The sequence below is a fragment of the Candidatus Neomarinimicrobiota bacterium genome (assembly GCA_016784545.1).
Classification (GTDB): Bacteria; Fidelibacterota; UBA8477; order UBA8477; family JABMPR01; genus JABMPR01.
Genome location: JADHUM010000072.1, coordinates 1 through 15,854, shown reverse-complemented (window position 1 = coordinate 15,854; position 15,854 = coordinate 1). Strand labels below are relative to the sequence as shown.

Annotated in this window: 8 protein-coding genes, 1 tRNA gene and 1 pseudogene; all 10 read right to left on the bottom strand. The window is 44.8% G+C overall.

The features are described 5' to 3' along the window. Positions 1-447: 447 nt before the first annotated feature. Positions 448-819, bottom strand: coding sequence for a DUF86 domain-containing protein (locus ISR87_14070; protein MBL7026565.1), 372 nt, complete (start codon positions 817-819; stop codon positions 448-450). Next, complete coding sequence (locus ISR87_14065; protein MBL7026564.1) at positions 812-1,102, bottom strand: nucleotidyltransferase domain-containing protein; 291 nt, start codon at positions 1,100-1,102, stop codon at positions 812-814. Before ISR87_14065 ends, ISR87_14070 begins: the two co-directional genes overlap by 8 nt. 517 nt (positions 1,103-1,619) lie before the next feature. Next, positions 1,620-5,351: a T9SS type A sorting domain-containing protein gene (locus tag ISR87_14060; protein MBL7026563.1), complete on the bottom strand. Its 3,732-nt coding sequence runs from the start codon at positions 5,349-5,351 to the stop codon at positions 1,620-1,622. Positions 5,352-5,513: 162 nt separating this feature from the next. Next, positions 5,514-8,471 carry a hypothetical protein gene (locus tag ISR87_14055; GenBank protein ID MBL7026562.1) on the bottom strand — a complete coding sequence of 986 codons (2,958 nt, stop codon included), beginning with the start codon at positions 8,469-8,471 and terminating at the stop codon, positions 5,514-5,516. Positions 8,472-8,791: 320 nt separating this feature from the next. Beyond that, positions 8,792-8,865: transfer RNA gene (locus ISR87_14050), tRNA-Ile, on the bottom strand. Between the two features lie 531 nt (positions 8,866-9,396). Then, positions 9,397-11,205: a DNA primase gene (locus ISR87_14045; GenBank protein ID MBL7026561.1), complete on the bottom strand. Its 1,809-nt coding sequence runs from the start codon at positions 11,203-11,205 to the stop codon at positions 9,397-9,399. Between the two features lie 111 nt (positions 11,206-11,316). Then, a pseudogene (locus ISR87_14040) lies at positions 11,317-11,657 on the bottom strand (DUF559 domain-containing protein). 281 nt (positions 11,658-11,938) lie between these two features. Then, positions 11,939-14,311 carry an endonuclease MutS2 gene (locus ISR87_14035; protein MBL7026560.1) on the bottom strand — a complete coding sequence of 791 codons (2,373 nt, stop codon included), beginning with the start codon at positions 14,309-14,311 and terminating at the stop codon, positions 11,939-11,941. Between the two features lie 4 nt (positions 14,312-14,315). After that, on the bottom strand, positions 14,316-15,185 hold the full coding sequence (locus ISR87_14030) for a CvpA family protein (protein ID MBL7026559.1): 870 nt from the start codon (positions 15,183-15,185) through the stop codon (positions 14,316-14,318). Further along, positions 15,185-15,628 carry a GatB/YqeY domain-containing protein gene (locus ISR87_14025; protein MBL7026558.1) on the bottom strand — a complete coding sequence of 148 codons (444 nt, stop codon included), beginning with the start codon at positions 15,626-15,628 and terminating at the stop codon, positions 15,185-15,187. The genes ISR87_14030 and ISR87_14025 overlap by 1 nt, the downstream gene beginning before the upstream one ends. Between the last annotated feature and the right edge of the window lie 226 nt (positions 15,629-15,854).

Genomic DNA, 15,854 nt, shown 5'->3' with positions numbered 1-15,854 from the left:
GCATCCATGCCTATATATTTCATAATGCAGCGCCTCCTTCTTGGGCTAGTTAAGTTTGGTAAACCAAAATTAACCAGGAAGGACGCTGCTTTTTCATATATTGTCTACGTTCTTCGAACTACGACCTGACAGGCATCGAAAAAGAATTGAAGAATGATGAAGTAACCACTCCTTCGACATTCGCTATTCGTCTGTTCAATATTCTGCATTGAAAAACCCGCCAAAAGGCGGTTTTGTGTTTGTGGGCCCACAGGGACTTGAACCCCGAACCGATGGATTACTTGTGTCGGCGTAGCCTGGAGGGCGAAGACGCGTGAGTCCTAGGCCACTAGTTGTTTTTATTAGACTTACAAGAGGGGTGTGACTGGAAAGTGACTACCCTGATTTTTAACCACAGCTTTAGTAACATCGATTGCTAGATTAAATACAGGTAGTCCGAATTGCTATTTAATCTAGATTTTCCAACATTTTTTCAATAGTCTCAGCAAGAGGATTCATTTGGTGTTCACAAACCCAGAATATCTGTTCAGCATCGATATCAAAGTAGTGATGAGTGATAATGTCTCGCATCCCCATGGCACCTTTCCAATCGATCTCGGGATAGCTGATTAGAAGAGATTTATCAGTTATTTTGTCGAGATTTTTCAAGCTCTCCCCAATAGCTATTACCAACATGCAAATCGCATCCAGTTTTTCCATGCCGGCGGGTGTATTGGTGAAATCGTCAACAGACTTAATGGGAATGAAGCGATCCTGGATTGTACAGGTTGCATTTAGAATCTGCTGGAGAATATCCTGGACTAGGCTTTTATCATACATAAATAGCTTCTTGCTCAATCCTTTGCCTCAAACTTGGGTTCATGGTCTTCCGCAATCGAACGATATCAACTGAGTGGATCAAGCGACTTTCCAGTTCCTCCTTAATATGTACAATCAAGTAGGGGTCGGCTGTCTGAGTTTGTAAAACAATATCCACATCACTATGGTCGTTGATTTGATTTCTAGCAACGGAGCCAAAAACACCTAGCAATATGATGCCATATTTATCAGCAGATAATTTCTTGAAATCTTTTAATATATCAATCACATCTGACCGTGTCATGTTTGACCTCTCTAAAGTCGTGAAGTAGAAATGCTCAGCGTGAATATAATAAATACACTTAACTATGGTTGCTAAAATATATTTTCCCGATACTGGCTCAAATGGTGACTTGAAGTTCTACCTGACTTCAATTGTACTTATAGAGGCAACAAAAAAGGTCAGTACCCTTCGAGAGCCTCAGGGACCAACTGACCTCTTTGAATATCGAACAAGGATTAACGATTGAAGAATTTCGAAGTAGCACAAGTTCACAAATCGGTGTTCCTTGTTCGATATTCCTTAATCATCAAAGCCGCTTTAAAAAGCGGCTTTGTGTTTGTGGGCCCACAGGGACTTGAACCCCGAACCGACGGATTACTTGTGCCGTCGTAGCCCGTAGGGCGTAGATGAATGAGTCCTAGGCCACTACTTGTTTTTATTAGACTTACAAGTGGGGTGTGACTGGAAAGTGACCAATGCAAAAAAGCCCCTGAGTTTTGAGGGCAGGGGCCTGTATACAAGATTTAGTAATCGATTTTTATTTGAGATAGAGCATCTTGATAGTCTTGCTAAACGCTCCCGCCCAGCCTGTAGCGGGATCTACAACTTGCAGACGAGCGAAATACACACCTGTACTCACGGAATTGCCCGATTGATCCTTACCACTCCACTGAAGCTCATAATGACCAGCTTGTTGTACAGCATCTTGAAGCGTCATAAGCTCTTGACCCAGAATATCGAAAACCGTCAGATTCACCTTTGATTGTTCTGGCAGTGCGTAACTGATAGTTGTACTGGGATTGAAGGGATTGGGATAGTTCTGATGCAAGATAAAATCAGTTGGAACTTCCATTTTCTCATCCAAAGCCACTACAGGAGTGGTACATCCCACACCATATGCTCCCATATTGCTACCCGCTTCACCGGTACCAACACTGGGAGAGTTTTCAGCCAAGTGATAATCTGATTCCCAGGGATTACAGAACTGGGGATCTGCATCAATATTGCCTTCACCCCAATAAATACTGTCTGACTCACTTACAACCATGCCGTCAAGCCCACCCTGGATATTGCTGAAGGCAACCGTTATGGAACTGGCATTGGTTGGCGGGAGCCCAAATTCTGCTGTCACTTGAGTTGGCATGTTATCCCAGAGGATTGAATTCAATATTACCGTGTTTGAGTCACCACCCATCCGGAAGAATCCACCTCCAGCCTCTCCGGCAGAATTGCCAGTGATCGTGACTGATGACAATGATGGGTTGGAAACCATGCACATCAGCCCCCCACCTTGTGTCTCGGCTGTATTATTACTAATAGTCACAGATGACAGAATTGGACTGGAGCTGTCTAAAAAAATCCCGCCACCTCCTCCCGCAAAATTGCCTGCTATAGTAACATTCACTAGAATCGGATTGGATAACCAACAGCTGATTCCTCCGCCCAAACCATTACTTTCATTCGCTGTAATCGTCACATTGGCAATAACTGGACTGGATTCAGTACAATAAATTCCCCCGCCCTCTGCACCTGCTCCTACCTCCCCGCTCCCCCAGACAGTGTTACCTGTTATGGTCAAATATGACAAGTTTGGGTTGGCGTTCGCGCAATAAATACCACCACCATAATGGGCTTCATTTCCAGTGATTGTCATGTTCGTTATTGTTGGGCTGGAATTTCCACAATAAATTCCTCCTCCTCCAGTTGAATAATTTGCATAAGATCGTCCATTGGAAATGGTAAATCCATCCAGGATTGCTGTTGAATCTTCGCCATTTTCAAACCTTACAACGGTTCCATCTTCCCAGTTTGAGGTGTCACCACTGATAATTGTCTGGGAGATAAATGCTGTGTCTCCATTGAGGAAGGTCAGGGATCCCACGATGATATTCTTGCCATTAAAGTTGATGTTTTCCACATAGGTGCCGGGTTGGACAAGAACCGTATCCCCGTTTATTGATGTATCAATGGCTGCCTGGATCGTGGCGAAATCTTCAGGCACATTGATTCGCCTGGGAGGGACGGGACCATCAAATTCATAACAGCCCATATCCGGAGCTATCCCAACATATGCAGTCTCTGGTAGGCTGAGGAGCGTATCAGCATTCCAGACAAAAAACGAAGTTCCTGCATCAATGCAGGGTGAACTACTTGTGAGCCTGAAATCATCCATAACTGGATCTTCAAACAGAGGATCAAGATTCAGATTACTTTCATAATAAGTTAACTCACCCGCTGAAAGGCTGAGCCCTGATGAACCGCCCTGTATATCAGAGTTTGCGACACCAATATTCCCGGGTCCATAGTTATAGCCACCGCCATAATAAATGAATGACTTGATCTGATTGGGTGTGTTCGCCCTACAGATAGAATTAAGTAAATGGACATTATTTCGATTGATCGTAACAATCGCTCCGCCACCAGGTCCGCCATCATTTCCGTAGAAGGTGGCGCCATTAATAACCACGTCAGATGTATCATAGATGAAAAAACCGCCCCCATAATTACCCGCTGTGTTATCGTAAACGAGAACATTGTTGATCGTGGGAGTGCTTGTTTTGAAGCCAGCTCCGCCACCTGATCGAACGGCATAATTATTCCGGAAAGTCACGTTTTTTAGAACCGGAGTAGCATAATGTGAATATAGACCGCCACCATATCTAGCCTCGTTATTGCTGATCAGGATATCCTCCAATAATGGGGAAGAAGCGAAGGCAACTCCGATTCCACCGGCAGCATTGTTTAGATTTTCATTTATTGGAACTGAATTATCCGTAACAATAAGATTTCTTAACGTTGGGCTTGAGACAAAACGGACACAAATCCCGCCAGCGAACCTCTCCGTAGAGCCTGCTCCATATTTGAGGAAGCCGCGCCCCCCCTGAATAGTGAATCCATCCAGAACTGCTGCTTGACTTTCCCCATTCACGATGAGCACGGTGGATGTTTCTACCAGAGAACCATCAATGATGGTCAGCTCGGGTCCTGATTCTGACACGATCACAATGTCCCGGCCTAAATAATTGATATTTTCATAGTAGGTACCTGCTGCTACAACGATCATATCTCCGTCAATAGCATAATTGATAGCGGCTTGAATACTTGCGAATGCCCCAGGAACTTCAAATACCATGACTGGTCTTGGTGATTCCCAGGCACCCATGTCAGGATTTGCTTCCCAGTATTCTGGATGTCTCATATCGATCAATGTTTCACCCCCTACACGGAGGATGGGTGTTCCTGCATCAATGCAGGGTGAATCATCAGCAAGCATGAAATCTCCATCATCTGGAGCAATAAATTCAGGATCCAGATCAATATTCCCCAAGCCCCAGGTAACGCTACCGTTTCCATTGGTTTCGATGGCCGCTTCTCCACCCATTATATCAGAAGCGTAAACACCCACCTGGTTTGCCGCCATACTATTGTAAAACGCGATCTCATCGGGACTATTATCCCATAAAATTGAGTTGATCAGGATGGGTGCCGATCCATCGCTGATACCCATCCCACCACCCATGGTGGCTGCAGGGTTTCCATAGGTGCACACATTCTCTGTTACCGTGACTTGATTAAAAATAGGAGCGGCCTGCTTATGAACCCAGATCCCTGGTGCCATGTAGAGGGCTGTGTTGTTATACACCTGAACATTTTGAACCCTTGATCCTGAAGTCCAAAATGTGAGCCCGCCACCGGTTACACGACCATGGTTGCCATAAACTTCGACCCGGTTTAAGGTCGGGCTGGCTTCATAGGCGCAAAAACCACCTGCATAATCTGCTTCATTATTGCGAATGATGACATCATGAATGAGGGCATCTGATCCAAAGGAACACATGATCCCACCACCTGTTGCTGAATCACCTAGGGCATTATTACCTTCAATAATGAGATTCATGAGGGTGGGTGTTGAATTAAACCGAACGGCAACGCCACCTCCCACGTAGTGACCTTCAGCATTCAGGGTTCCGCTGCCACCTGTGATGGTGAAGCCATTTAAGACAGCACTGCTTTCACCTGAGTCAAAGGTCACCGTACTGCCGTTGGCATTGCCATCGATAATCGTCGCTTCAGGACCATTCGTGGACCTCAGGGTAATGTTCTTCCCATTGAAATTGATATTCTCAACGTAGGTGCCTGGATAGACCAAAACAATCTCACCATCTACGGCATCATTGATCTGCTGCTGAATCGTTCCGAATACCATTACCGGAAGTATGAAACTCAAAATCAGGATACTCAAAATTTGAATCTTTCTTTGTGCGTTCATCTCGTTCCCCTTGCTTTAATTTGTTGCTTAAAATTAGCCAGTATCACACGGATTTTCATCTATACACCATCTATACAAGACCAAGTTTTTGGATGGGGAGAAACTGTCGGGGAGAGCGGGTATTTTTAATATCTAGAAAGGTATTCCACGAGGTTTGTATCCTTACCCAGCCCCATTTTTTTTGCGAATTCGATAGCGTTGGATATCCACCGAGGCGGGTTCAATATTCATGAGGTTGGCTATTTCTTTGGACATTAAGTTTAAACGCAATAGCGCGCAGAGTTTAATTTCCCGGGAGGTCAAATTCGGATGCTCTATTCTTAAATTACTGATGTAGTCACTGTGGATTTCGGTAAACCATTTTTCAAACTCTTCCCAGACATGATTGAATGAGATCAGGGTAGTAAGCTTGTTGACCAGGACACGCGTTTTAGCCTTTCTTTCTGCTTCTGAGACCAGGGAAAGAGCTTTTATCTGATCAAGTATTTCTTCCATGAATTCCTGCTTTTCAATCAGATCCATGGATTTGGTAACCAGCGCGCGTTGTTGGTACTCCAATTGAAGCAGTACCTCTTTTTCTTTCGCTTTGCGTTGTTCGAATGTCCGCAACTTATTCATGCGAATTTTATAAACGGTAATTACAAGCATAGAAATAGTTAGAAATACAAGAATACGAAACCAGATGGTCTCCCAAAATGGTGGGGAAATAGTAATAGGTAATTCGATGGTTTTATCGCTCCAGAATCCATCACTATTGCTGCCCTTTACTTCAAGGGTGTAAGACCCCGGATCAAGATTTGTATAGGTCACTTGGTGCTGATTGCCGGCGTGGATCCAGGTGTTATCGAAGCCTGCTAATCTGTAGGCGTACTGGTTCTTGTTGGGGGCAGAATAATCCAGTGCGGCAAATTCAAATGCCAGCACTTTATCTGCATAGCTAAGCTGCAAATCCTGTAATAAATGTGGAGCGGCTTGTGATACAGGGCTTTTACCTCGTCTGCCAGCCCTGCCGATGGATTCATAATTAATTTGAACCTCTGTAAGTACGACAGGAGCTTGAAAAGTACTATTTGCTATCTCTTCAGGTCTGAAAACATTGAATCCGTTCGTACCGCCAAAATACATAGCTCCCGTGCTGCTTTTAAAACAGGATTCGTATCTGAATTCATCACCCTGTAATCCGTTCTCAATGGTATAGTTGGAGAAGACTTTCCTCAGAGGATCAAATTTACACAAGCCCTTATTGGTGCTGATCCAGAGATTGCCTGAATCATCCTCCAGAATTCCTTTTATCACATTGCTGGGTAAACCGTCTTTAACTTTGTATTGAGTGAAGTCCTCTGCTACGGGATCAAAACGAATTAATCCACCGCCATAGGTTCCAACCCAGATTATTCCTGCATGGTCTATCTGGAGGCATCTTATGTCATCACTCAGATCTATTGAAGTTTTCCGAGGTTTGAAGCTGTAATGTAAAAAGTTTTGTGTCTGAGGATGATAACGATTTAACCCTGCATTGCTGGTCCCGAGCCAGATATTCCCCTGAGAATCTTCTTTGATACTATAGATCGAATTACCACTGATACTCAGGGAATCAGCAGGATCATGCTTAAAGCGCTTAAATGTACCAGATTTTTTATCAAAAAGATTCAAACCTTTTTCACTGGTACCAATCCAGATATCACCGCGGCTATCCTCGAGGATTGAATGAATTCGATTCCCACTCAGACTCGTGCTATCCTTAGGGTTGTTGTGGAAATTTTCAAATCGACCCGTCTTTGGATCAAACCCAAAAAGACCACTTTCCCAGGTACTAATCCAAATATAATTTTGACTATCACAGATCAACTTCATGATGAAATTATGACTCCAAATCTCAGGAGTGCTCGTATCCCAGATAAAGCGTGTGAAACTTTTACCATCGGCATTTATCTTGTTCAACCCGCCACCTGAAGTTCCTACCCAGATATTACCCGAATGATCTTCAGTAAAGCCGTAAACCGTATTTTTTGACAGGCTCTGTAGGTCTTTATCACTGTGCTGATATCGTGCAAATTTGTCGATGGAGCGACTGTATCTGCTGATTCCATTGTTGCGTGTACCCACCCATAAAGTCTTTTGATTGTCGATGAAAAGACTTTTTATAACATTTCCCCCAATGCTGAACTGATTGTGCGATTCACTCTTGAAAAATTCATAGGTTTCACTAATAGGATTCAGATTGGTAAGCCCCTCCACAGATCCAATCCAGATATTTCCATGAGGATCGGCTTCGATGGCAAAGGGGGCATACACACTTACCATATCAGGATCAGTATATGCCATTCCAAATCGGTTGAGAATGTCTGAGTCAATCTGATAACTGTATACTCCATCCAGGAACATGCTGAGCCAGAGAAAACCCTTCCCATCGCTACTAATGTCCGTGATTATGTTATTCTCATCCTGGTTGGGTTTAAAAATATCAGGTTTTACAGATGTAAATGAATCTTCAAAGGTATCGTATTTGACCAGGTATCCGCTCTTGGTGCCAATCCATATCGTTCCTGCTGGATATTCATGCAAACAAGTGATATGGTCATCCGGTATCTGATCAGATTTAAAATACCTAGTGAAACGTTGAGATTCGGGTTCAAAAAGATTCAATCCATTTTCAGTCCCTACCCAAACCTTCCCTGATGAAGCTTCCAATACTGCGGTTACATGATTGTTGCTGAGAGACGTGGGCGTGTCGGGACGATTCAAATACACGAGAAATGTTTGAGTTAGTGGATCGAAATAATTGAGCCCGCCCCCATTGGTTCCAACCCATATTCCACCCGAGTTTGATGAATGTAAGGCCATCACACTATTGTTTGATAGACTGGTGGAATCCTCGGGATCATTGAAATAGTTCACAAACTTGTAACCATCAAAGCGGTTCAGTCCATAATCAGTTCCAAACCACATAAATCCGCTGGTATCCTGGGTTATGCTAAACACGCTATTTTGTGATAAGCCATCTTCTGTGGACATGTTCAGAAATCGAATCGAATTGTCCCCGGCAATCAGACAATTGGATAAAAGAATTGCTATAAATAGAAATCCATTTACACATTTAGCTATCGTGGATAAGCTCAATCGATGATCGCCCCCAAGATATATATAAATTCATGATAATATAATCGGGGAGAACACAAGAGTACCAATTTTAGCCCTAAGAATCCCATCCTAAGAACGTTGTTGATGTAACTTACTTATGTGAAATGGGACAGATCGCAATCTTCAGCAAGGTTTTGGCTCATCTACCTACAGATTGCAGCTTCGGTAAGACAAGCCTGCCTCCGTCTTTCTTTACGATGTTGCAACCTGGTCGCTGACTCTGAATGAACCCCTTCGGGGTGCAAGTCGAGTACTCCCTCTACAAATGAAAAACCCATCAAAAGATGGGTTTTCATTTGTGGGCCCACAGGGACTTGAACCCCGAACCGACGGATTATGAGTCCGGCGCTCTAACCAATTGAGCTATGGGCCCTTTTATAATTATGAATTAAAAATTATGAATGATAAATTTTTAATCCTATGTCAAATTTGCTATCTAGACCCAGACTACTTGCCCATCAAAGCCAGGGGCATAGCTGGGTGACCCAATTATTATCGGGAAATGTCTCATCATCACTGATGATCTTCCCAAAAAGCTCGATAAAATAGTCGGGGGGTTCACCAGTTGCAAAGATATTGTAATTAGTGAATTGCACACAAACCCCCAAAATACAAAGAGTCCCTTGTTCTATCGAATAAGGGACTCCTCGCTGTCATTTTTCCGATGGTATTTTAGGCTAAAATTGAAAGCGTGTCAAGCTTGAGCTGGAAATATTTTCATCTTTATTATGGGAGCTATCGAGTTGAATATATTAATGTTAAGCACATATGGGAATATTAATCCGACAAGTCCAAACCAAGCATTTTTCCGCTTCCCCCCATTTGATCTGCAGGGGCGTGGACAAAATCATATAAATAGAGTAACCGAATGAAAAATGAGGCTGGAGTGCCCTGTTTAAAGCGACTACATCGATGTGGGATTGGGTTTGATATCTCTTTGCTCCAATTGGAGATCAACTTTTCTGCGGAAATACTCCTGAGAATCTTCACCCCTGGCTTCTGCATCACGCATGAGCTGTTTCAACTCATCCATTTCCCGCTGAATGGCCCACCAGCGCACCGTTTTGATACACTGATGCGCATGACTGATACTCTCGAGATCTGGACGCGCCTCATTGATCAAACGAGCAATAAACCGCCGGATCTCGGCAGACTCAATTTCATCCAGCAACCGGCTGTGGTTAATGGGTAACTCTTTGCGCAACCGACCATGGAGCATCTGGAAGACCTCCACATAATGGTAAGCTTTGATATCTTCGTCACCAATGGTGGACGTCAACCAGTTCAGCAGACTTTCATCCTGGCTCAGATGCAAACGTAACAACTCAAATTCTGCTTTCTCAGCACCTGATTCCGGACGACGTAACATATTTGACTCGGCTTTTTGTGGAGCTGCAGGTGTATCAGGTGTATAATCGGACCGACGAACCCGCTTTGATTGCCGTTTGAGTAAGCCCATGACGGCATCTTCCGGGACATGCATCTCATCTGCCAGCTGACCTGCCAACATACCCCTGAGAATTTCATTCTGCATAAGGGCCAGTTCGGATACCATGGCTTCCAGAAAGGCTGTACGCTTCACTGGTGAGTCCATCTGATCTTGATTGTTTCTAAGGACAAAAGTCATGAAATCCAGTGCTGAGCCGATGAGCTTTTGAAATGCTTTGGCATCCTTCTCATCAAAAAAGCTATCGGGGTCTTCCCCATTGGGAATCTGGATGATGCGAACATCGAGTCCTTTATCCAGGAGTGTGAGTCCGGCTTTTTGGGCTGCCTTCTGACCTGCTCCATCCCCATCATAGCAGACCAATACCTTATCGGCAAAGCGCTTTATGAGTCCAGCCTGCTCTGGGGTAAAAGCAGTACCTGTTCCAGCTACCACATTTTGGAAACCTTCTTGATACAGACGAATGAGATCCATATAGCCTTCAACCAGAATGGCCGTGCGGGAGCTTCTTATTTCATCGCGACATTGATTTAATCCAAAGAGTGTTCGACCTTTATGATAAATCGGGGTCTCAGGACTGTTCATATATTTGGCACCATCAGCCTCGCCAAATATTCGTCCACCAAAGGCCTGGACCTTGCCATTGATATCCATAATGGGAAACATGATTCGGTTGCGGAAGCGATCGTAATAGCCCCCGCCGTTTTTGACCATAAGCAGACCACTGTGGGTGAGGACATCCTGGGACAATCCCAGTTTCATGACTTCCAGGGTCACTGTATCCCAATTGTCTGGTGCAAAACCAACTCGGAAAGTTTTCAGCGTTTCTTCTGAAAGACCTCGATTGAGGAGATAGTCTTTGGCTGGTTTTGCGCTGGTATCATTTAGCTGTCGCTCAAAAACCCTGCAGGCAATTTCGTGCATGTTATAAATAGAAGCGCGGTCATCCTTTTTGCGCGGTTCACCTGGATCCGTTTCAATGTGAATATTGACGCGATCAGCCAGCAATTTTACCGATGATATAAAGTCGAGACGTTCATGCTCCATGATGAAGTTGATGACATTGCCACCGGCTCCACATCCAAAACAATGATAGATCTGCTTATCAGGACTGACACTGAAGGAGGGAGTCTTCTCGTTGTGGAAGGGACAGCGACCAAAAAAGTTGCGACCTGAGCGCTTGAGCTGAACGTAATCGGAGACCACATCCACTACATCATTGGCTTCCCGGACTTGTTCAATGATATGTTCTGCAATGAGTGCCATGATTTATGGGGTGAAGATAAGACGACGATAAATGAATGCTAACTGAAGTTGGCCCCTCTCTGTCAGGACTGCGTCCTGACCTCTCGCCCCAGGGGGAGAGAAAAAGCATTTTCAGGTATTGTTTTCGTTCAGGGTTTGTAGAATGGTTGAGAGAACTTTTTCCTCGTTTTGAAAGACCTCGGCATTTTTGAATCTCAGGATTCGGTACCCGTTTGCCACAAGAAGCGCCTCTCGACGCTAATCATATTCCCTGGCCTTTTGCGTGTTGTGAATAGGACCATCCAACTCAACAATCAATTTTTCAGAGAAACAAATAAATCAACGATATAGTTAATGATAACATGCTGTCGCCGAAACTTGTACCCCCCCAATTTCTTTCCCCGCAAAAGAGACCACAGATGATATTCAGCCGCAGTTTGCCTCCTACGCAAAGCTCTACTCCGTTTAAGCATGTGATCTGGAATTTTCATAAGTTATTTTTCCCTCCTTCAGGAGGGTCAGTTCGCAGAACTGGGGAGGAGAGGGAGAGCTTTAACCTTCATCAGTGGCATCCGATTTCAACTCAACAAAGGTAATTCCCGCCCCTTTTGCAGAATCAGGTTAATGCCATTTATGGGCAAGGATTTACTTTAAAAGGGCTCTCTCCTTTTTTTAAACGAAACAGACGAAAAGAACGACAATTTTACTTTTACTCTACTTCCTAAAATTCGTGAGGTTCGTTGTAAAATATAAACTACTTCAACTCAACATAAGTAATGCCCGCCCCACCTTCATCAAGACCACCGAGACGTTTTTCCTTCACTGCGGGATGCTTATCAAGCACCTCGTGAACGACTTGTTTGATCACTCCTGTCCCCTTGCCGTGGATGATTTGCATGATGGACAGATTGCTGAGTACAGCCTGGTCAATAAATCGGCTTAATTCTTCAATGGCCGCCTCTGCGCGAAATCCCCGCAGATCCAGAGAATAGGTGCTCCCCTGTCGATCTGAGACATTCACAACTGTGGTGGACTGCAGTTCCGCCTCTTTTTTCCGGGGTGCCTTACCCAGCCATTCTACGGGTACCCGCAGGCGTTTGCCATCAACCTCTACCATGGTTTTACCCTTGACAGGTGCTTCCAGAACCACTCCGATCTGATCGAGACTTAATACGGTAACTTCCAATCCTTTGGTGATATCCTCACTGCTCAATTTTTCAAGGTTGAGAGGCTCTTCGGTTTCCTCAATGACCTTTTCCAGCTCCGCTTCAATCTGATCCAGGGTTCCTCGAACTTCTTTGATATTCTCTTTACCTGCCTGGGATTCCTTGATCTGCTTGATGACCTGCTCAACTGTCTGTCGGGCATCCGTAATGATCTGACCGGCTTTTTTAGCAGCTTCCCGGTCTGCTTTGCGCTCAGCTTTCTGGACAGATTCCAGGGCAGTATCCATGCGTTTCTGCTTCATTTTGAGATCGCGTTGGAGATCCGTGTTATCAGACTTTAACCCTGACAGGGTGGCTCGCTCAGCTTCCAGAGATCTCAGCAATTTTTCCATGCTGTCCCGGGCCCATCCGATGTACCCACGAGCGGCTTTCAGGATGTCCTCCGAGAGACCGAGACGTTTGGATATTTCAAAGCCATAACTGCTGCCAGGAACACCTGCTAAAAATTTATAGGTGGGTTTGAGCCCTTTTTGATCGAATTCCATGGCGCCATTCATAACATTCTCAGCCTCGTGGGCGAAAACCTTGAGATCACCGAGATGTGTGGTGGCCACTGTTTTCACACCAGCTTTTCCCAGAGATTCTAGAATTGACCGGGCAAGGGCGGCTCCCTCGGCAGGGTCTGTTCCGGTGCCCAATTCATCCAGAAGCACAAGACTTTGAGATGTGGTCTGATCCAGAATGCGGATGATGGTGCTGAGGTGGGCAGAAAAAGTTGACAGATCATCCACCAGGGATTGTTGATCACCGATATCAGTGAATATTTTGTCCACGAAGGGGATGACACTGCCCTCTGCTGCCGGCACCGGGACACCAGCATTGGCCATAAGGGCCAGGAGACCGATGGTTTTGAGTGCCACCGTCTTACCGCCTGCATTGGGTCCAGTAATAATCAGGGTATTGGTCTGACTATCCATGGCGAGATCTAAAGGGACTACTTTTCTCTGAAGAGCCAACCTTGGGTTCCGGGCGGTTTTTAGCAAAAAGGTGCCATCTTCAGACAGGGTGGGGATGCTGCAGGCGAAGGTTTTTCCAAATTTGACCAGAGCCGTATGATAATCCAGAAGTTCCAGCATCTTATAATTCAGCTGGATGGTGTGATGGTGGATATGCAGTCGGCCGGTGAGCTCTCTCAGGATGCGTTGTACTTCCTGTTGCTCTTCTATTTCAATGGTTTTAATCTGATTGTTTAATTCAATAATCTCGAAAGGCTCAATAAAGGTGGTCGTCCCCGTATTAGACATATCCTGAATAACCCCCTGAACCTTATGTTTATAAGAACTGATCACGGGGAGAACCAATCGTCCCGCCTTGATACCAGCCTGCGATTCATTCAAGAAGCCAGAATCACCATATTTTTTCACCAGGTCAGCCATGCGAGTGCGGACAGCACCACCAGATTTTCTGAGCTTGCGCCGCAGGGAGGATAAGGTAGATGAGGCTTTGTCCAGCACCTCACCATCTGGTCCAACAATTCTGAGGATATCTTTTTCAATATCCAGTAGGGGTGTAATTTTTTCAAAATCCTCATCCCAGATAGCTGCTTCATCAGATGGATAATTCTGGAAAATATTTTTCAGGACTCGAGATTGCTCCAGGACGGAGTGAACCACCTTTAAATCCTCAGGATAGAGGGTACTGCCTTCCAGGGCCAGGAGTCTGAGAATCTCATGAAGATCATTGTATTGTCGGATATAGAAACTGCTATTATGATCCATGAGGGCTTCAAGGCCGGCAACACGGTCATACTGATTTCGAATTTCTGTTAGATTTTTTTGGGGATGGAGTTGTTGAAACTGATGCGTGACACTTGCGCCAGCGGCTTCATCAGCCAACCATCGACGTACATCATCAAAACCGAGGTGTAAATAACTGGAAATGGTTGAGCCAGAGGAATCCATGGCTCTACTCTTCGAGACCCTCCGCCTCGTCTTCTATCACTTCGCTACTATCCTCCTCTGCTTCGATCACCGCGCGACCCTGCGCCTCGGCTTCTATCTCTGCGAGTATTTTATCCATTTCTGCTTGCCTGTTGGTACCAGCGTGCTTGACTTTTTCCACCTCTTCCATGATATCCAGGTTTTCTATATCATCCACCCCTGCGGACTTCAATACCTGCTCCATGATTCCTTTTTGAGGTCCACCCATGGACTCCATGGCCTTTTTAATGGCTTCACTTTTTGAAGCATCATCGCCAAGCAGACCCTGCAAACCACCTGCGTCACTACCCAGGGCGGCCTGAAGGAGTGCAGCCTTGTTAGCTTCAGGATCCATCATGGTTTGCATCATTGCCAACTCATCTTCCAGGGATAAGATATAAACAGCTTGTCCGGCAAACACCTCTACGTAGGGATACAGTTGTGATTCTTGCTGCCAATCTCCCTTCATTTCAGCGGGAACCATGGCCAAGGCCCACACGACAGCTGATAACATCAACCCAGCTTTAAGCACACCAAAGGTGATTCCGCCGATTCGATCTACAGCTCCCAGACGCAATGATTTAACTATTTTTTTCAGTAAGAATGAGATGAAGGTGATGGAATACATAGTTGCCAAAAATACTATCACAAAACCTGCCGGCGTTTTGTAGGCTTCTGGAATACTGATGAGGGGTTCCAGGAAGACAGTTCCATAATGATTGTAGTGCATGGAGGCATAAACTGCAGCATACATACCAACGATTTTCAGAACACCATCAATGAGTCCCTTTTTCAGCCCACTCACTGCCATAATGACAATGAGAAGCAATCCGATTAAATCAAATCCTGTTGCCATTAACTAAGCATCCCTCTTACTATTTCTTGAAGACGTTTTCCATCAGCCTTACCAGCTGCAGCTTTCATGAGAGGTCCCATGACCTTCCCCATGTCATTCATGCTCGCTGCCCCAGTATCCTCAAGGACCTGTTTGACCAGGGCCTCCATTTCAGTGTCGCCCATCATTTGGGGTAGATACTTTTCCAGAACCTGTAATTCAGCCTTTTCTACTGCTACTAATTCGGGTCGGTCACCTTTTTCATATAAAACGATGGCTTCCTTGCGCTGCTTGGCTGCAGTTTGAACCAGTTTGACAAACTCGGCTTCGGTCAGGGGTTCTCCCTTTTCAATCTCACGGGATTGAATTCTGGATTTCAGATCACGGACCGTTTTCAGTGATGTCTGATCTTTGGCTTTCATGGCCGTCTTTAATTGTTCAGTGAGTTCTTTATGAAAATCCAATTTATACACTCCTGTTGAATTATCGAAAAATTAAAAATAACCCAGAATTTATGCTAAATGGATAAAATTTTATCACAGGCCTGCCTCCCCCTGATTCCGATATAAAGCCCAGTTAAAGAGTTTTGTCTGATACATTTGATCAAAAAAGTTTGTGGGTTCACGATATCTGATTATCAGCGATCTTTAGATGAACAGTTTCCTTTCTGTTAAGTAATATGTCTCATAA